General features: G+C 37.2%; 17 protein-coding genes. 7 read left to right on the top strand and 10 right to left on the bottom strand.

Annotation, left to right across the window (positions count from 1 at the left end; all coding sequences use genetic code 11):
• Window positions 1-75: 75 nt before the first annotated feature.
• Window positions 76-2,253, top strand: a complete 2,178-nt coding sequence (locus H5120_RS00850; RefSeq protein ID WP_182673289.1) for an ATP-binding protein — start codon at window positions 76-78, stop codon at window positions 2,251-2,253.
• Between the two features lie 3 nt (window positions 2,254-2,256).
• On the opposite strand, the gene H5120_RS00845 is transcribed toward H5120_RS00850, so the two are convergent.
• The gene (locus H5120_RS00845) at window positions 2,257-2,598 is read right to left on the bottom strand and encodes a YajD family HNH nuclease (RefSeq protein ID WP_058154187.1); all 342 of its coding nucleotides are present in this window, start codon (window positions 2,596-2,598) and stop codon (window positions 2,257-2,259) included.
• A gap of 144 nt (window positions 2,599-2,742) precedes the next feature.
• Between H5120_RS00845 and H5120_RS00840 the strand changes: the two genes are divergently transcribed.
• On the top strand, window positions 2,743-3,219 hold the full coding sequence (locus H5120_RS00840) for a YqhA family protein (RefSeq protein ID WP_007581432.1): 477 nt from the start codon (window positions 2,743-2,745) through the stop codon (window positions 3,217-3,219).
• A 95-nt stretch (window positions 3,220-3,314) separates the two neighbouring features.
• Here H5120_RS00840 and H5120_RS00835 read toward each other — a convergent pair whose 3' ends face one another.
• The 5 genes from H5120_RS00835 to H5120_RS00815 form a co-directional block, all read right to left on the bottom strand.
• Window positions 3,315-4,250, bottom strand: a complete 936-nt coding sequence (locus H5120_RS00835) for a hypothetical protein (RefSeq protein WP_182673288.1) — start codon at window positions 4,248-4,250, stop codon at window positions 3,315-3,317.
• 85 nt (window positions 4,251-4,335) lie between these two features.
• Window positions 4,336-4,950 carry an ACP phosphodiesterase gene (locus H5120_RS00830; RefSeq protein ID WP_182673287.1) on the bottom strand — a complete coding sequence of 205 codons (615 nt, stop codon included), beginning with the start codon at window positions 4,948-4,950 and terminating at the stop codon, window positions 4,336-4,338.
• Between the two features lie 213 nt (window positions 4,951-5,163).
• The gene (locus tag H5120_RS00825; protein ID WP_039485228.1) at window positions 5,164-5,397 is read right to left on the bottom strand and encodes a ChaB family protein; all 234 of its coding nucleotides are present in this window, start codon (window positions 5,395-5,397) and stop codon (window positions 5,164-5,166) included.
• Window positions 5,398-5,413: 16 nt separating this feature from the next.
• Entirely contained in the window at window positions 5,414-5,983 is a 570-nt protein-coding gene (gene sodC / locus H5120_RS00820) for a superoxide dismutase family protein (RefSeq protein ID WP_182673380.1), read from the bottom strand.
• A 379-nt stretch (window positions 5,984-6,362) separates the two neighbouring features.
• On the bottom strand, window positions 6,363-6,857 hold the full coding sequence (locus H5120_RS00815; protein ID WP_024604742.1) for a general stress protein: 495 nt from the start codon (window positions 6,855-6,857) through the stop codon (window positions 6,363-6,365).
• A 463-nt stretch (window positions 6,858-7,320) separates the two neighbouring features.
• Between H5120_RS00815 and H5120_RS00810 the strand changes: the two genes are divergently transcribed.
• The 4 genes from H5120_RS00810 (at window position 7,321) to H5120_RS00795 (ending at window position 10,370) form a co-directional block, all read left to right on the top strand.
• Window positions 7,321-7,704, top strand: a complete 384-nt coding sequence (locus H5120_RS00810; RefSeq protein ID WP_182673286.1) for a hypothetical protein — start codon at window positions 7,321-7,323, stop codon at window positions 7,702-7,704.
• A gap of 271 nt (window positions 7,705-7,975) precedes the next feature.
• Window positions 7,976-8,221 carry a DUF4235 domain-containing protein gene (locus H5120_RS00805; protein WP_024593336.1) on the top strand — a complete coding sequence of 82 codons (246 nt, stop codon included), beginning with the start codon at window positions 7,976-7,978 and terminating at the stop codon, window positions 8,219-8,221.
• 389 nt (window positions 8,222-8,610) lie between these two features.
• Complete coding sequence (locus tag H5120_RS00800; RefSeq protein ID WP_024596321.1) at window positions 8,611-8,919, top strand: hypothetical protein; 309 nt, start codon at window positions 8,611-8,613, stop codon at window positions 8,917-8,919.
• A 302-nt stretch (window positions 8,920-9,221) separates the two neighbouring features.
• Entirely contained in the window at window positions 9,222-10,370 is a 1,149-nt protein-coding gene (locus H5120_RS00795) for a hypothetical protein (RefSeq protein ID WP_182673285.1), read from the top strand.
• Window positions 10,371-11,122: 752 nt separating this feature from the next.
• Here H5120_RS00795 and H5120_RS00790 read toward each other — a convergent pair.
• The 3 genes from H5120_RS00790 to H5120_RS00780 all read right to left on the bottom strand — a co-directional run bounded on the left by H5120_RS00790 (window position 11,123) and on the right by H5120_RS00780 (window position 13,772).
• Window positions 11,123-12,097: a transposase gene (locus H5120_RS00790; RefSeq protein WP_182673284.1), complete on the bottom strand. Its 975-nt coding sequence runs from the start codon at window positions 12,095-12,097 to the stop codon at window positions 11,123-11,125.
• Between the two features lie 305 nt (window positions 12,098-12,402).
• Window positions 12,403-12,753: a hypothetical protein gene (locus H5120_RS00785; protein ID WP_310735956.1), complete on the bottom strand. Its 351-nt coding sequence runs from the start codon at window positions 12,751-12,753 to the stop codon at window positions 12,403-12,405.
• The gene (locus tag H5120_RS00780; RefSeq protein ID WP_182672932.1) at window positions 12,750-13,772 is read right to left on the bottom strand and encodes a hypothetical protein; all 1,023 of its coding nucleotides are present in this window, start codon (window positions 13,770-13,772) and stop codon (window positions 12,750-12,752) included. Before H5120_RS00780 ends, H5120_RS00785 begins: the two co-directional genes overlap by 4 nt.
• Before the next feature lie 964 nt (window positions 13,773-14,736).
• Between H5120_RS00780 and H5120_RS00775 the strand changes: the two genes are divergently transcribed.
• Window positions 14,737-17,346: an AAA family ATPase gene (locus tag H5120_RS00775; protein ID WP_182673283.1), complete on the top strand. Its 2,610-nt coding sequence runs from the start codon at window positions 14,737-14,739 to the stop codon at window positions 17,344-17,346.
• Window positions 17,347-18,424: 1,078 nt separating this feature from the next.
• Here H5120_RS00775 and H5120_RS00770 read toward each other — a convergent pair.
• Window positions 18,425-18,709, bottom strand: a complete 285-nt coding sequence (locus H5120_RS00770) for an addiction module antidote protein (RefSeq protein WP_007579952.1) — start codon at window positions 18,707-18,709, stop codon at window positions 18,425-18,427.
• Window positions 18,710-18,884 lie beyond the last annotated feature (175 nt).

Here is an 18,884-nt window from a genome sequence, read left to right as displayed (position 1 = left end):
CGGTTCTACATGTTAAAGTTGTCATTATCACTAAATTACTCTTATAGTGAATCTATATAAATATTGAGCATTACTATGATAAAAGCACAAATACCAGCTGACGAAGAATCTAGATTAAAGGCCCTTTACGAGTATGAAATATTAGATACTGAAGCCGAAAAAGTATTTGATGATTTAACTCAACTTGCTTCTGATATTTGTGAGGCCCCCATATCACTTATAAGCTTAGTTGATCCACAAAGGCAGTGGTTTAAATCAAAGTATGGTATCGATGTAGACTCCACTGAAAGAGATATCGCATTTTGCTCTCATACAATACTGCAAGACCAAGTATTTGAAATACAAAACGCTCTACTTGATGAACGTTTTTATGATAACCCTCTAGTAACCAGCGATCCAAACATTCGGTTTTATGCGGGCACACCGCTAGTTACACCTAGTGGCAGCACAATTGGTACATTATGTGTTATCAGCGACCAGCCAAAAAAGCTAACTCAAACACAAATTAACGCACTGAAAATACTTGGCAAAGAAGTTATCGCACAACTTGAGCTCAGGTTAAACAACAGAAAGCTGGCCACTGCATTAAAACAACAACAAATCCATAATAAAAATCTTGAAGAACTAAAAAAAGAAGCTGACACAGCTAACACTCTAAAAGGTCGATTTTTAGCAAATATGTCTCACGAGCTAAGAACTCCGCTGCACGGCATTTTAAATTTAGCTGAGTTTGGACTAGCAGAGACTTCAAATATAGAAAAAGATAACGCCTTAAAGAGTATTTTAAGCTCCGCGAATATACTCTCAAATATTGTAAATGATATTTTAGACTTTTCAAAAATTGAAGCGGGTAAATTAAATATTGAGAATATTAACTTTAACCTGAGCGAAGTCATTAACAATGTAATTAATCCACTAATGAAACAAGCCACAGATAAAGGCATAAAATTTATTCCATCTATAGATAAAAATATCGCTACAACCCTAAAAGGCGACCCTGTCAGAGTTTCTCAAATTTTAAATAACTTATGCTCAAATGCGATTAAATTTACACAACAAGGCCAGGTAGAGTTTAAAGTCACTGTAAAGGAGAATCTCTTAAACACGCAAAATATTGTATTTGAAATAATCGATACGGGTATTGGTATTAGTAAAGCTGCGCAGCAAAATTTATTTCAAGAGTTTCATCAGGCCGATTCATCTACATCTAGAAAGTACGGGGGCACGGGACTTGGTCTCTCCATTTGCACCAAGCTAAGTGATTTAATGAATGGCAAAATCAACTTCACGAGTAAAGAAGATAAAGGTACTGTATTTACTTACCAACAAAGCTTTGAAACATCAGAACTCGATGAATTATTAAAACCAAATAAAGAAATAACCGATTTACAAGGGTGCACTATTTTGGTTGCCGAAGACAATAAAGTAAATCAAGTTGTCGTAAGTAAAATGCTACAAGCTCATAATGCGAAAGTAATATTTACCGAAAATGGCAAAGAATGCATTGATTACTTTTTTGCCAACCATGTTGATTTAATTTTTATGGACATTCAAATGCCAGTGATGGATGGAGTGCAAGCCACTAAGATAATTAGAGAGCAACAAACAGGTAAAACAACGCCAATTATTGCCATGACAGCCAACACCATGAAACCAGATATTGAACACTATTTGAATATTGGTATGGATGGCTATTTAACGAAGCCATTTAATAAAGATCATTTAAATAGTTTGCTCAATGTTTATAATCCAAAAAACTCAAATCTCAAAAATTTAGCAGTTAAAGTTAGTAACCCAAACATTACGAGTGAACGTAAGCTAAAACAGATATGCAATGAGCTAAAAAAGTTAATTTCAAATGCCGACAGAGTCAGTCTATGGTTGTTTAATCACGACTATACTGCCATTAATAGCTTAATTTGCCTTGATGAAAAAAATGAGATAGTAAGTAATGCAGTTTTAAAAGCTGAAGACTTTCCTGCATACTTTGACTATATTTTAGAGCATAAAGTATTAGACGCATCAGATGCGAGAAACCACGAAATCACTAAAAACTTTACCAAGGTTTATTTTGAACCATCAAACATTTACTCCTTGCTTGATTACATCTACTTTATTGATAACAAACCGCTAGGTGTTATTTGTTGTGAAAGTGTTGGCTCAAAAATTTCATGGAGCCATGCAGATAAACTGTCACTTATTAAAGTAGCTGATGTAACAACCTTGTTTTTATCCAAACAGTTGAAATCATAGTAGCTACTTTGATTTATTAAGCATCGCTTTTAAATCGGCAAATGGAGAATGCGTTGCAGCCTCAACTTTTCGCTCTGTAGTCGACCCGCCATACATAATATATTCGTGGTATTTATTGTGCTCATTGTCGTGGCAATAAATACACAATAACTCCCAGTTACTGCCATCCTCTGGATTATTACTATGGTTATGATCAATATGATGCACCGTTAACTCTCGTAAATTAGAGTACTCAAACTCACGAGCACAACGCCCGCATACCCAAGGGTATAATCTTAAGGCTTTTATTCTATAACCTTCCTCTTGCTTAACATAAGCCTGGGGTACATCGTTATTCTTACTCATAATATTCCAGTTAAATTTGTTATTTCTATGCTTAACAAGTAAATAGCCAATATGTTAAAGCAAATATAAAAGTAAAAAGTTCGTAAGGGATCTAACTTAAGCTACGTTTCGTATAAGCCAGGTCTAATTATAAAGTTGAGCAACATGGAAAATATATTCCAAACAAGTCGGTTTTTGGTCGTAATCGCCGTTATTACCGCTGCAATATCATCATTACTCGTTTATGTTTCATGCATTAATATTGTAGCTAATATAGTAATAACAACGCTATTTGACCTGCCTGATTCAGCTAAAGCCGGTAAAGCCCTAATAGTTGAACTACTGAAAATTCTTGATTTGCTACTAATCGGAATTACCTTACAAGTTATTGCTATTAGCTTGTACCGACTATTTATAACACCATCTAAGCCTGAGGAAAGTAAATTTCTTGCTGCTTTTAATATTAAAGACTTTCATGATTTAAAAATAACTCTGGTACAAGTAACTTCGGTTGTACTGGTAATACTATTTTTAGAGCACGCAGTTGAGTTCGGGGGCACAATAGAAACACTCTACTTAGGTATTGCCATTGCGATCGTTATTGCAGCATCTACATTTGCATGGCGCTCAATGAAAGACTAACTAAGCACTCATTACTATTAAGTAATTACATGCAGGTGTAATTACTTATCCCTAAAATTCTGCAAAAACTTAAGTGAGAGCCCCAGCACTCAATACTAAAAAAACTTAATTACTGACAAATCACCAAAAGACGTATCTATATGCCGGCCTGTTTGCTCCCACGCACGTAGTACGACCATAAGTTTTTTATTGTCGGAAGTCCAAGAAATTCCACCACCGTATGCCTCGACTTTTTCGGCGCCCGAATCTTTTAACCCCAGCCCAGGGTTTGTGTTTTGAATATGCCCTTTACCTACTTTGTATTCAGCAAATACGTGAACATTATGCGGTAACGAAAATGATAAAAGCGAGCCAATACTCGCCCCATACGAATTAGAAATTAACTTAGTGATCTGTGGCACAGGTGAACTTAAAAAATCAGCCTGAAACACAATATTATCTTTGTTCTCAAGAGATACATGCTTGAAAGACCAAGCGCCAACAACACTTAACGACAAATCAAATTTGCTGCTTAGCTTTGGCCTATTAAGAAAAAAATGCTCAAACAAAGACGCTTTATTATTGAAGGTATAAAAGTTGTGTTGGCCAGATAGCTCAAACTTGGTTGAACGTGTATTTTGCGAGAAAATTTGATCCGTTTGATTGCTGCTTAAATTGCTAGCCGTGCTTTGCAGCCCTTCAAGCGTTTGATAGTTAAATGTGATTTTAGAATTTTTAAATTTTCTATACGAAAGCAGTATATCCTGTGTTTTTGTTTCAACGTCATCTTCAAAAATATCGGCAGAGTAGCCAATTTCAATGTCGTTAATATCAAAAAACACACCCGCACGCTGGTTATTTATGGGCTCTAACGAAAACAGTGCTTTTTGATTACTCCCAGCCAAGTCGTCGTATATTAACGCATGGCTAGTATTTGGATTTGAAATAGTTGTGCGTACCGATTTTAAGTCGAAGTCGAAAGCCAATACAGCACCGGATTGAAATGCCGCTAAAACAGCAAAGCCCACAATAACCAAGTAATTGCGATTCATTAAAAACACTCAAAAATTAATTTGTATTAGAGTAGCGTTTTTTTCACCTTAACTTATCACAAAAGATTAACAATTGATGAAAACTTTAAATAATGCGCTTTATGCCATTTTTTGGGGTGCTTTCAAGGTCAAACTCACTTACATGGTTAATTAGCTCAGGGAAAAACTCTAAAAAAGTAGCCTCTAGTTCGTCGTAATTCTGTGCTATGTCATCAGCCGCGCCCGCAAAAGTGTTCGTAAAACGAATGCGCTTGGCTATGTTATCGAGCGCAAGCCCTACTCCCTCAACGGTTTCGTACTCTTTAAACCAATCGTTTTTAGTCATACTTGTTACAACATGCTGCATTCGCGCTGGCATAACAGGTATACGGTTATTTAAAAGCTGATAGCTGGTGTACTTAAAATCACTCAAAGGTTGCTTGCTAAATCGTTGCCAATGCACAATTAAAAAGTGATCAAACACCACATCAATAGCCACACCAGCAAAGCGTTTACGCTCGGGTGAAAAGTATTGTTTAGCGTGTTTTACTGCAGGGTGGGAGTCGGTAAATTTATCAACTAAATAATGGTTATCGAGGCCATTTTTAACTGTGTTTGGTAAGTGCTTTACATGTCTTTTTCCACCAAAGTCACCCAACAGGTTCCCAAAGTGAGAGTCTGCTGTGGGCTGCGCTAAATAAAGATGAGCTAAATAATTCAAAGTGTTCTCTGATTGGCTAATACAAATAAATAATAACGCAAATTTAAACCAAACTCACATTCGTGTTTAAGGCAGTACTTATGGTTTTGCTTACCAGTTTTTACTCAAACAGACTGCAAAGTATTGTATAAACATCGCAACTATAAAACGAGTATATAAAAAGCCGCTATATCAGCTATGGCGGCTTTTAAATGCTTAAGCTTTGTTGTTGGTTTAGTTACTCGACTTTACCCAATTTCCATTATCATTTTTGCTATAACTATTTTTAACCGCCGACCAAGCTACTTTGTGCGCTGTTGTTTCGCGGTCATCATCGTTTTTTCTATCGCTAGGGTCCTTATAGGTATCCCACGCACTATTAAACGCCTCTTGATATATCTCTTGAGCATGTTTAGGTAAGTTACTTTTTACCGACTCAGGTAATTCATCACGATTTTTATATGGCATAACTTTCTCCTTATATTTACTCAATTACGCCACAAGCAACACGTTTGCCACCGCCACCTAATGGCTTTGGCTTATCTGCATAGTTATCACTTCCTTCGTGAATCATTACTGCGTGTTGTTTAAGTTTTTCAAGCGTGAGCCTTGGTGCTAAAACAGGCGATTTAGCTTGGCCACTTTCATTTACATACAACGCCGGTAAATCGCCTAAATGGCCATCCCCCCAAGGAGCATCATGATGCTCACTAGCTTTTGGATCGAAATGCCCACCAGCGGCGCCCCCCGGCACAACCTTATCGCCTTTTTTCTTGGGTTCACAACTAGCAAATTGGTGAACATGAAAACCATGCAGCCCCGGTGTTAAACCTTTTAAACTTGGTGAAAAAACAACACCGTTATCATTTTCTGTTAGTGTAATAGTACCTAGTGATTGCCCTTGGCCTGACTTAGTTACTTGGTGCATTTGAACTTTTACATTAGCCAGTGCGCTATTTTGTAGTAACACACCGGTAAGTAGTATCGCAAAAGTGGGTTTTAAAACGCGGGTTAAAGATCTTTTAGCGTTTGAATCAAACTGCAAACAATTCATCATCATCTCCTCGTTTAGTATCAAATTAATAAAACAATAACGCTAAATTAAGCGACTATTAAACAAGTAGTTTCAATGTATATACCAGTCCTACGCGAAAGCATTAATTTATGAATGATTTATTTTTAATCTATTGATTAAAAAGTAAATTTATAGTTTTTATTAAACTTAAATAAGTAGCTAATTAACTAACAAAACTGACTTTCAGCCAAGGATTGAGCAAAAACCAAGGCATATTTACAAACAAAATGGCAACTTTACAAAACTCATAAAAGGAGATTACCAACGATCCAGCTCAAAAAGCCAAGTTAAAAAAACGAAAAAAAAGGTGAAACTAAGTTTCACCTTTATAATTAATTTTGAAACTAATTAGTTAGCGTTAAGCCGTAGAAACGTTACTTGCGCCTGCATTGTTAAGTATTTCTTCAATAGCGTTTTTGTTGTCACTATCGTACTTAACACCAATTAATATAGAGCCCTTTTCAATGGCATCTTCATAATATTTAATTTCGTGCTCAGGGATAAACGCACCAATTGCAGCACCTAAAGTACCACCTACTGCGGCGCCTGCGCCACCAGCTGCAAATGCTGCGACTAATGGTCCGGCAACTAATAAGCCCGTACCACCTGTTGCCACAGTACCCACTGCAGTAAAACCGCCAATAATTGCAGCAAGAATACCACCTGAAGCCGCGCCTACAAGGCCACCTTCAGCCGCTTTTGTACCTTCGTCTACAGCAAAATCTTCCTTTGCGTATGAGTCATTGGCTACAATGCTTATGTTAGCTTCATTAATACCTAAAGCTTCTAATCTATAAATTGCGAGTGTTGCTTGTGATGCACTTTCGAATAACCCAGTAATAACGGTACTCATAATAACTCCTTTATTTATTTAAGAAAATACACTTACTACTAAGCAAAACCCAAGCCAATAAATTTATTATTTAAAATCAATGAGATAAAACAAAATCAACAACTAACCCTTTCATTGTTAGAGTAAAAATTGCCAAATTTTGTAAAAAACTCCTATCTACAAAAAAACAACTTACGAAATAAAGGGTGGTTTTTATTACTCTCTTGTTTATGGTTATTACCATGCTTACCAATAAAATTAAAAACACCAAAAGAGCATTATTTTTCATACGCTTTAAAGGTTAAAAAAGACGCTTATGCTCTTCAAGCTCCCTACCCAGTTACAATTGAGTTTTATTAATTCAGTAAAGAGTCAGCCTAATTTTGTTATCACTACTGCTCATTTTTAGGTGCGCATGAATCGTAAAATACTGTGCTAAATCTCCTTTTTATATTGCCCTGCTATTAGCAGATATAGGCCGGCCATGGATTATGAAAACAACTTTTTAAGTCAATCACAGCAAGCTGCACTTCAACAATCGCTAATTAATACCAAGCTTTTAAGTCGCCTTTCAGTAAATAGTGAAGATGTACCTTCGCTTGAGCAACAAGCTTATGGGGCTATTGCAGTTATGCTTTATCGCTTTAATTTACAAAAAATAAAATGGTCATCATTTTTAAAAACGGCAATAAACACAGCTAGCAACGCCTGCCAATGGCTAGCCAGCGAGCTTACAAGATGCCAACAAGAATACAAAACCCAACCTAATGACGCTGTAATAATTGAGCAAAACGCTTTTTTGAATGGCATTTTTAGCGAAGAGCTCGTCTATATTGACGCCTTACTAGGTACTGAGTTACTAACTTAAGAAATACCCTAACATCAGTAGAGTAATCTTTAACCTAATATTCTAACTAATGCCACGGTACTGGTTGCTCTATAACCACCAATCCTCAACTAAGTTAGCATCAGGCTAATGCTTCAAATTGATTAGTATTATTGCGGGTAGATATAAATGCTTTGTGTTTCTCGTAATACCTATTTTAAGCCTATCGGTATATAAATTGCTGTTAATACTGTTCTTACTTAAAGAGTTACCTATTAATAACTCAAGTTACAACTAAATAATCGAGGATAATATGAGTAATAAACAGCTAATTACGACAATAGGTATAGGTCTGGCCGCTGCATCTGCAGGTATGTTAACAAGGAAAACTTTACAAAAATCGTGGGAAAAGGTTACCAACGAACCAGCCCCAAAAGATAGACCAAGCGAAGAAACAGATCTTAAAGAGGCCGTTACATGGGCAGTAGTCTCAGGTATTGGTGCGGGTGCTGCAAGAATGGCCGTACGCTATGTACTAGACAAGCGCCGATCTAAATAAACCGTCCCTATTGATACCTCTTATAAGTATTAAACGTAATACGGAGAGGCTCAAAAGGCGGCTTGCGACAGCTAATCCTGTATTGTCGCAAGCTACTTAAAAAAACCTCAAACAAGGTTATTTAACCATAGAGTTAAAATACATTAATATTAATGTCCAAATTAAGGTCCTGCGATGAAGTTTGAAATGTCGGATGGCACGGCTACGCCGCTTATACGACCTACGTAGATTGGAAAAGCCAAAGGCGCCTTCCAACATGCACTCCAGACTTTAAACAGATACACTCTATTAAGCATTAATCCCCTTTCAAAGTTGTTGCCTGCCCACAAGCTTGCGTATAATGCCCACATTCCGGCTGCATTTTTTAGCCGCTAACTTGGATTTTAATAATGAAAAAACTCTCTGCAGTGCAAATAAAACAGCAAGCGCTTGTACTTAATACTGCTGAAAAATTAGAAGAGCAAGGCCGCGCTGAGCTCCCAGGCATGCTGCAATGCTGGTTTGATGTGGAATATCACTTATTTCCAAGTTCACTACTGCTGTGCTTTCAGTTTGAAAACGAGCAAGCCTTAGCAGCCGCAGAGCCAGATTTATTAAAATGGCAAAAACGCTTAAGCGGCGCAATGCTTAAAAAAGGCGTGATTTTAAAGGATATGCGTAAACATTTAGTGTTTACCTTAAAAGGGCCAGATGATTAATAGAGGGTTTTAAAGGACTATAAAGCCTTTCGCTCGTATCGTCGAAGCGCATAAAACCATAATGAAAAGCCGTTGCATTGCTGTAACGGCTTTTTACTTTTATTAGAACTTAAAGTAGAACCTATAAAGATCAATTTTTGACTCAGGGATTTTTATTAGCCGATGATACTAATTGGCCGTTAAACAATACTAATGCACGGCAAAAGCAAATTTCAGTCGATTCAACGTTAATCGGTTGCCCTAAGTTAGTAATAATAGGATAGTAAATTACACATAAAAAATAGCCTTATATTAGGAATATTATGATTAAAGTATTATTAGCGACCAGCTTAATTGCCTCTTCATTCGCTGCTTTAAGTAATCCTTTAACTGTTGAAGAACAGCGCATCAACAAAGCCCAATCGGCAATGCCAAATGTTTTAAATGCATTTACCTCACAAGTATCAAGTTTTGAGCAACAATTTAAAGAATTAAACAACTTTAAAAGTGCAAAAGCATTAGTACAAAGCTTTAGCTTTGAGCTGTGGGAAAACGCAAAACAACGCATAGTAAAAACCAATAACTACGACGACCGAGAGCTTTACTGGGCGCGCCTGCTTTCAAGCAAAGTAATACGCACAACTTCACCTAAATTTTCAATTACGCAGGCTCAACTAAATACTTTACTAACCCTACTTGAGGAAGGCAGCAGAGGCCGCACCGACCTTGCTTTTTCATCAGGCAGCACTAAAAAAATATTACTTACGGGCTTTGACCCTTTTTTACTCGATAGAAACATAAACCAAAGTAACCCCTCAGGTGTTGCGGCGTTATTGCTCGACGGCCAAATTATTAATTACAACGGCATCAGCGCAGAAATTAACACCGTTATGGTACCTGTACGCTACGAAGACTTTGATCAAGGCATAATAGAGTCACTACTTGCCCCCTACTACGCACTTAATAATGTAGACATGGTAGTAACCGTAAGTATGGGCAGAACAGAATTTGATTTAGAGCACTTTCCGGGTAAACGCCGCAGTGTAACCGCCCCCGATAATGCCAACATTGTGTATGGTGGAACGCAAACAAACCCAGTAATACCAAAGCTTAATGGCCGACCGCTCCCGGGCAACGAGTTCGTGAAATTTAGCTTGCCTGTAAATTACATGCAAAAAGCCAAAGGGCCTTATAAAATTATCGACAATCATGAAGTCACCACGCTTGAAAAAACCTATAAAGCGCCTTCGTACGGCGATCTTAAAAATAGTATTGCGGTAAATGGCGGCGGCGGTGGTTACTTGTCTAACGAAATATCGTACCGAAGTATTCGCCTGCGCGATGCGCTTAATTCGAGTATACCTACAGGGCATATTCATACCCCACGTATACAACAATTCGAACCTGAAACAGAAGCTAAAATAGTAAAACAAATAAAGGCAATGCTAGAGCAAAGCTTAGTAGCACTATAGTTTATAACTACCAATTTAAGCGCATAATAAAGGGCAATAATATTGCCCTTTATTATAACCAGCTGTAAAGAAGTAGTAATAGGGTTTCTTCTGCTCTAAGCTTTGTTAGTTTAGATATAAGAACTTTTGTAGGATCAGCTTCCATAATAGGCGAATTTTACTAGAGGTTTCTAAAGTTGAATGAAAGCAAGCAGAAAAGCAGTATTCAATCTCAAACAATGAATTAATAGCCGAGCTAGCCGGCCAAGTTGAAACAACAACACTGAAATTTGTGATATTTCCGGCCTTAATTACCGTGTTAACAAGTGGAGTCCGTACAATGACCTTAGTTTGTGAAGAGAAAAATTTAAATGAGCTATATCTTATAAGTATTATCGAGCCAAAATGATAGGGCTTATTATATTAGGCTTAGTTACATTAATTTATTATGGGAAAATTAAATTCACTAAGCCTACAAACATCGCCTCTGAAAACGGAATAAGTAAACTATTTATCTTATATACAATCCACTGCGGTACAGCGCTAGGGCTAGGTATAGCTTTGCCTGTAGTTGCTCTTTTTACAGTGCCAGATCTTTTGCTGCTACTTATTTTATCATTGGCTATTCTGGCTGAGTTTATCGTTTCATATTTCTATATTTCATCCAAGGAAGTTGAGTGAGTTTAGGGTCAAAGGGCTTGTGGTCTGTGAAGGTTTGCAAGGCTAGGCTTGGAGTCGGTAGGCTTGGGGTCAGGTAAAGGCTAGGCTTGGGGTCAAATCTTGACTTCATACATCAAACTATCTCGAAGTTTTTCGAACTGTAAGTTGACCTTATCATCTTCAATTATTAACTTATTTAGCCTGCATACCGTTTGAGATATGGCAGAATAATGTTGAACATTAAAAGCAACGGCCAACGCTTTCAAATTTTGCCTTGTTAAATCTTGGCATAATTTTATGGCAAACATACGAGGCAAGTTTTTCTCTTTGCGCCCTTTTTTAACCGTTAAAATATCATGTGCATCTATACAAAAATATTTAGCTAAATACGCAATAACATCATCAGTTGAACGCCTCTGAACAACAACGCTTTTTTCGTTGTCTGATTTTGCGATATACTCCTTAATATTCTGAATAAATTCATCGCCGCCCAACACCGAAAATAACTTTTTAGCGCCATAAAAAGCACTTATTTCTTTATTGTTTTCATATTCAACAAACTGTTTGTACGCAGCATATTTACGATTTTTTCCTTGAAGCAAAAATATAAAGTCTCGAACCAACCATTTTGGAGTTGCTGTTTTTTTGATAAAAGCTGAATAGCTAGACCATTTATAGTCAATTAGCTCATCTACTAACGGTGTACTTGTTTCTATTGGGTTACGATGTATATAACGACTAACATGTAGTAAGTAATTATCAGCATCCACCAGCACCACCTTGTAGCGACCTCTAAACAGTGCACCATCTGTATTATGTGTTCTATTAAAATATTGCGTATAAAGGCCATTAATATGCTTCATGGCTCTGCCTAAATTTGCATCAGGGGTTTTTATAAGTAGGTGGTAATGATTGGTCATTAAACAATACGAATGCACTTCAATATTAAAACGAAGGTTTGCTTGTTCAATGCAGTATAAAAAGTGCTTAAAATCGTCATCACTCAAAAAAGTGTTTTCACGCCCTCTGCCGTGATTCATCACATGATAAAACGCATTTTCATAATCTATTCGCAACGGTCTAGACATAATAATAAACTCAATGAGTAATAAACTATAAATCAAGACCATTGATGTATGAAGTCAAGATTTGACCCCTTTGGTTTCCGCATAATAAGTACAAGGGGCAGGACTGGCTTCTTGCCACGACCAAACTCCAATATCACGTTTAAAAACCTCTCAACGTCATTGCTAGGTGCGTAGCCATATTTAAATTGAGTTTAAATAATAAGAACACTTGGTTTTTGAATAAAAAGCTAAAGTAAACACAGCTGCTTGCTTGACTGGGACTTTCTAATGGGTGACCCCTCTGGTTTTTCTATCGCCTAAAGTCATTATTCAAAAAATAATGTAGATAAAAACATTAAAAGTACGCAAAGCATAAAAATTACAAAATACACTTTAAATAGTATCGAGGCTTGAGCTGGCACCTTGTTTCTATCACTTAATAAATTATAACGCTTTGCATACCAATCAAATAAAAATACACTGCCATAATGAAGCAAACCATGAAGCGCCATAAAAATATTTAGAGAATAATAGCGGTTTCCTGACTCTAAAATGTCTTCAACTGTTCTGAGCTTTTTCCCTTTTAAATAAAAGGCTAAAGGGAAAATAATGACAAAAATGACACCTAAGCCAATCCCAAATAAAAGCAAGCCAAAAAGTTCGCTATCAATAGTCACTTTTCAATCTTCTCATATAAAACTCCTCCCAATTTATCACCTTTTTCTGAGAAATATTTTCCACCTAAATACCCGCCACCTCCTCCGACAACAATACCGCACCATAGTAAACTTGTTCCTCCAGAGGGTAGACCAAAAGCTACAGAACAAACTCCCCAAGTCGCCAGCCCGCCAGAAACAATGCCACCGCCTATTGCTCCTGCCGCTTTACCTGTCTCAACATACTTAGCCTTAGTACAAGCTTGCTCATTTCCTTCTGTGCATGCTTTTACAATATTTGCACTTGCCTCGACACCTGTCAGCGCAATTCCAACATACCCAACTCTTTTCAGGTTTTTGGCCATATTGGCTACTGTTTTATAGTTTTGGGCAAATTCAGGAATACTTTTAGCCATCCCACCTTGTTGTTGCCAATGATGTATCATGCTTTTAGAGCTTAATCCTAAATTTCGTCTTATATCACCCGCCACTAAACTTCCGCCTAAGGCTGGCTGAGCAAAGCGGCTTAGAGCTGTATCTAAACGAGTAAAAAGAAGTTTGCGCCTATGGAAAAACTGTTGGTTATTTAAATTGCCATGCGCATTGTATTGATTAACATATGTCTTTTCTAACTCCTTTAAAATCGCTTTAACTTGCCCAACGTGTGAATTCCAAGAGTTGTTAGCAACACCTAAATACAACCCATTATACTTAGCGACATTACTAAGCAGCTCATAACGCTTAGAAAGTATTTCTTTTTCATGCTCATCGAGCTCTCTTAGCTTTTTATCTACTTCAAGAGCTGAAGCCTGAAATTGCTGTTCTAGCTCAGTGCACTCCATTGTATTGATTGGCGATATCAACACGATCTGACCTGGCTTTGCATAGCCATCAACAATATGTGAGTTTACAAATTTAAAGTGTTTGAATGTCTTTTCAGAAGGGGTGTTATAGAGTGCGATTATTAAAGCATCGATACTCATTCGCTTTTCTACAATATGAATCGCGTAGTCGTTTGGTACTAAGAATTGATCAGTCATATTCGCTCCTTGCGTTATTAATTACTCTAGAAAGCATACTACAGCATGTAGTTTTTTCATATATCTCAATGCTTACATATATTAAAAAATGAATCAATAAAACACCCTAGGATAATTAGAAGTACAATCTATAAAAATTATATTAATTTGTACAAAGGAGATGAGAGCTGTTCACGTCATTAAAAAATATGAATGCACTTCAATATTAAAGCAAAGGCTTACTTGTTCAATGCAGTATAAAAAACATTTAAAATCGTCATCACTCAAAAAGGTATTCTCACGCCCTATTCCACGGTTCATCACATGGTAAACGCATTCTTAAACTCTACTCGTCGTGGTCTCGACAGAGTAATTAAATCAATGAGCAATAAATTAAAAACCTAGATACCTGATGTGTAGTCAAAATTCAGTGCCTTTGGCTCTGTTAGAAAGTCGACTTGCTGCACAAATGTTATGGGGCTTTGGGGATCATGAAGGCTAAATCCTTTTACCATACTATAGAAATAATTACCCCCTCGCAGGGCGCTGAGCTTACGGGTAGCGGGAGGGGTGTTGTTGATGTCAATAATAGAGATTATAAGTATAATTTCAAGGCATTTGTTGTTTAGGCCGATATTGGCACTAAACGATGAGTGAGAGGTAAGCCAAGAGCCTTAATTAATCATCAATGATGCGTAATTAAAACGCTTAAACTCATATGGCGCTCTTTATTCAAGCCATGGTGGATATTCGCACCAATCGACGACATTACTAGTTAAGTATTCATATTTAAATTGAGTTTAAAAATAATAAGAGCACTTGGTTTTTGAATAAAAAGGTCAAGGAGATAGAGCAGCCTGCTTGACAGGAGTTATCTAATGGGTGACAACTTTAATCTCCTGCTTTTGAAAATTATATTACTACTAGTCTTCAGTATTTATTGATATTCTTTTTTAAGGATTATTGATTTTATAAAGGATAAGGAATGTCGATAAAAAATGTAATTGAGTGGGTTAACGCTAAAGGTAAACCTTTGTGGTGGCGAGCAGCAGTTAAAGATATTTTAGACAATGGAACTTTGACTGGACAGCACAGAAATGTGTTATTAGAGTTAGCTAAAACAGAGCATTTAATTAACTCTCCAGACGCTCTCTTTGCAACTAAAACAGCTCTTGTATCAGATGTTGGATATAACGTTGAAAGCGAGCCTGTACGTTTGCTAGGTATCTCCAACACTTCTAATGTTGCATCACTGGTGCAAAACCAAAATTTAGCATTTGACGCACAAACTAATTTGATTGTTGTTTATGGCAATAATGGCTCAGGCAAATCCAGTTATGCCAAAGTGTTAAAAAATGCATGTTTAACTAGAGGTGATGCTCCTGAAGTAATTTCTAATGTTTATGAAAATACGAAAGGAATACCAAGTTCAGAAATTAACATTCAGATAAGCGATAAACAGCCCAAAGCAGATGTTTGGGTTAAAAATCAGGCATCATCACCTGAGCTGAAATCAATTCGAGTTTTTGATAATAAATCGGCCAATCATTATCTAGCTAAAAAAGGTAATGTTGAATATAAGCCTGCGGCTCTAAAAGTGTTGGACGAGCTAATTCTAGTCTGTAATCACGTAGCTAAGGCTAGTATTACTAGCGTTCGAGCACTAGGAGAACAGACTACTTTCCCTCAACTTCCGACAGGTTCTCGAAGTGCAATATTTCTTCAAAAAATCAATAAAGACACTACTGTTGAAGAGTTAGAGCAAAATTGTGCATCACAAGTTGAAGTAGATAGCCTAACCCAATTGAGAAAAGAGTTGGCTGAATTGCAGGGGAGTTCGCCTGAAGACCTGCGTAAAAAATTTAAAGAGCAATATCAGCGACTTGATCCTCTAATAAATCACTTTGATAGGCTATTAAAGTCCACAAGTAATGAAGCTGTTTTAACTATTTCTAAGCTATTTGATACTTATAAGACAACCGAAACAGCGGCAGATCTCGCTAGACATCAAGCTTTAGGTGGATTGCCAGTTGAAGGTATTGGTTCGCAAGTATGGAAATCAATGTGGCAACATGTTGAAGAGTTTATTAAGCATAACGGGCAAGGTCAATCATTTCCACCTGTGGCTGGAGAAAGTTGCCCTACTTGTTTACAGCCGATAACAGAGACAACCGCCAAACAATTACAGAAGTTTAATGATTACTTAAAAGACAAAACACAAAGTGAAGCAGATGCAGCTAAGAAAAATTTCGATCAAGCAGTTAAATGCTTAGGGAGGTTAAACTTTGACTTAACAGCGCATGAAGGAGTTTTAAGTTGGATTGAAGGCTCCAAAAAAGAAGTTGCGGATAGCTTAAGAAACCTTAATGCTGATATTCAAAAAAGGGTCAATGGTATAATTGGTAAACCTGCTATTTTCCAGTTTAAAGAGTTAGTGCTTAATGGCTTAACTTGGTTGAAACTACAAAGTGAAAACTTTAAGAAAAAAGAACAAGAAGTAAAAGATGACGCAGCTAAACAAACCACAATAACTTTACTGATAAATAAAATATCTGATATAGAAAATCGCAGCCAAATAACGACAAATAAAGCTTTAATACAAAACGAAATTAAACGTTTAAAGCAATTGCACTTGTTAGAAAATTTAGGCCTAAGTGCCAAAATTTCTTCTATTACAAGAAAGGTAAACGAGATAGCAAAACAAGGTAGTGTTGGCAAACTACAAGAAACCTTTGTTCAGGAACTCAAAAAACTCAATTTCAAACACCTTGAAGTCCAAACTACAACTAGCGGTAAAGCTGGTCAATCTATGCTAGAGATTAAATTAGCTAATAGCGAAGCAAAAATCCCTGAAATTGCCAGTGAAGGCGAGCAAAAGTGTATTGCACTAGCTGGCTTTATGGCTGAGCTAATAGTAGATAACCGTAAGTCTGCGATCGTGTTTGATGATCCCGTAAATTCGCTTGATCATCTATGGCGTGAAAAATTTGCAAATCGTATTGTTGAAGAGAGCAAGAATAGACAAGTAGTTGTATTAACCCACGATTTACCATTCTTAAAAATGCTTGAAGATCTGGCAAATCAACATCAGTTTCCTATTAGTATTAGTGCAATTCGAAGGCATGGAAAGTTAGCTGGATACCCTATGGTTGAACCACCTTGGGAAGCATTTAATACTAATAAGAGGATTAAAAAGCTGAAGACCCAATTACCTGAACTTAAAAATCAATTTAATAACCCAGCTCAACAGCAATATATTTTATCTACCAAATCTTTTTATGATCAAATGCGTAAAACGTGGGAAAGGTTAGTTGAAGAATGGTTATTAAAAGGTGTCGTTGAGCGTTTTAGTTATGGGGTAAAAACTCAGAATTTAAAATATATTGATACCATTGATGTTAATGATAACAAAATCATTAGCGATGTTTATGCAAAATGCTGCAAGCATGTTCATGACACTGCTAGTGCGTTTGGAGTTAGTTTCCCGGATTTTGAAGAACTTGAAAGTGACCTTACAGGCTTAGAAAGTTACTTCAATGACCTAAAAAAGCGAAGAGAAAAACCGGTGCCATTAGGCGTACCATCATCGAATTAAATTAATCACATGAATACAGAGGGTCAGGTCTTGTATCTTGCCAAGACCAAGCTCCAATCTCACGTCTAACACCCTTCCCCGTCATCACGCCCTGAAAATAAGTAATTCATGAGTAATTCATTTCATGGATGAAATGAAAGCCATGCTTGCACATGGATGTGCTTTCATGGCGTTTACGTTCACATCAATTAATTATTTGAGGATTAAGCGTGATGCTCGGGTGCGCTGAGAGTGTCCAGAGAGGGACCAGCGGCAGCCCCTCTTTGGCTGCCGTCGTCAGCGCGACAAAACCTTGAATAAGGTTTCTAATTTCTAGAAGTGCAAAACGTATTCGCGTTATCTGTAATAGTAACCTCAAACACCTATTCAAATACTTATTCGGGCTGCCGCCCGCGCGTCAGCAAGCTAAACGCCTACAATAAATAACACACACTCTTGGCTTTTAAGCGAGTAAGTATATTTGTGATTCGCTGGGTTTCGTTTCACTCTACCTAGAGGAAATACAGAGGGTCAGGTCTTGTTTTTACCAAGACCAAACAGCAATCTCACGTTTAACACCCTTCCCCGTCATCACGCCCTGAAAATAAGCAATTGATGAGTAATGTCGCGCATGGATGCGCGATAAGGCGGAGCTAAGCCATGGATGGCCTATCTTAGCCGTTTACGTTCACATCAATTGTGCATTGAAGGATTAAGCGTGATGCTCGGGTGCGCTGAGAGGTGACGAATAACCGAAGCGCAGCTTCGCAGTATGAGGAAGTGAAGGCATGGATGCCGACAGTAACCCAGCTTCAAGGATGAATTACTTGCAGCAGAGTAAAATTTGAAAATCTATAGCCCCTCTTTGGCTGCTGTCGCCAGCGCGACAAAACCTTGAATAAGGTTTCTAATCTTCAAAAAGCGCGAAACGCATTCATATTATCGGTGATAGTAATTCCAAATACCTATTCAAATACTTATTAGAGATAACGCCCGCGCGTCAGCAAGCTAAACGCCTACAACTAATAACACATACTCTTGGCTTTTGAGCTAGTAAGTATATTTGTGATTTGTTGGGTTTCGTTTCACTCTACCTAGCCTATGCAACTTGTGTTGTAAGACGAAAGTTAAGTGCTTTCATCACTTTAAAAATAGTTTCCCAACGTGGCTTGGTTTTACCGTTAACTGCTTTATATAAGCTTTCACGGTTTAATCCCGTTGCTTTAGCAATATCACTCACGCCATGTTTTTTAACTAATAAGCCAAGTGCTTCAATAAAGGTATTTGGATCATCATCAGCTAAACACTCTTCTAAAAATGTATTAATTTCTTGTTGTGTTTCCATATAGTCAAACGGGTTAAAATCTGATGTTTGTAGCGCCATAATAATTACTCTAATTTATTCAACTTGCTAAATTAATGTAGCCTAAAAGCTACAGGCCCACAATGTTATTTATAGCTTTAAGGCTGCCGCCAGCGCGTCAGCAAGCTAAGCGCCTACAATAAATAACACATACTCTTGGGTTGTGAGCGAGTAAGTATATTTGTGATTTGTTGGG

The organism is Pseudoalteromonas sp. SR43-2 (genome assembly GCF_014163885.1).
GTDB lineage: Bacteria > Pseudomonadota > Gammaproteobacteria > Enterobacterales > Alteromonadaceae > Pseudoalteromonas > Pseudoalteromonas distincta.
This window is presented reverse-complemented; position numbering and strand designations above follow the sequence as displayed.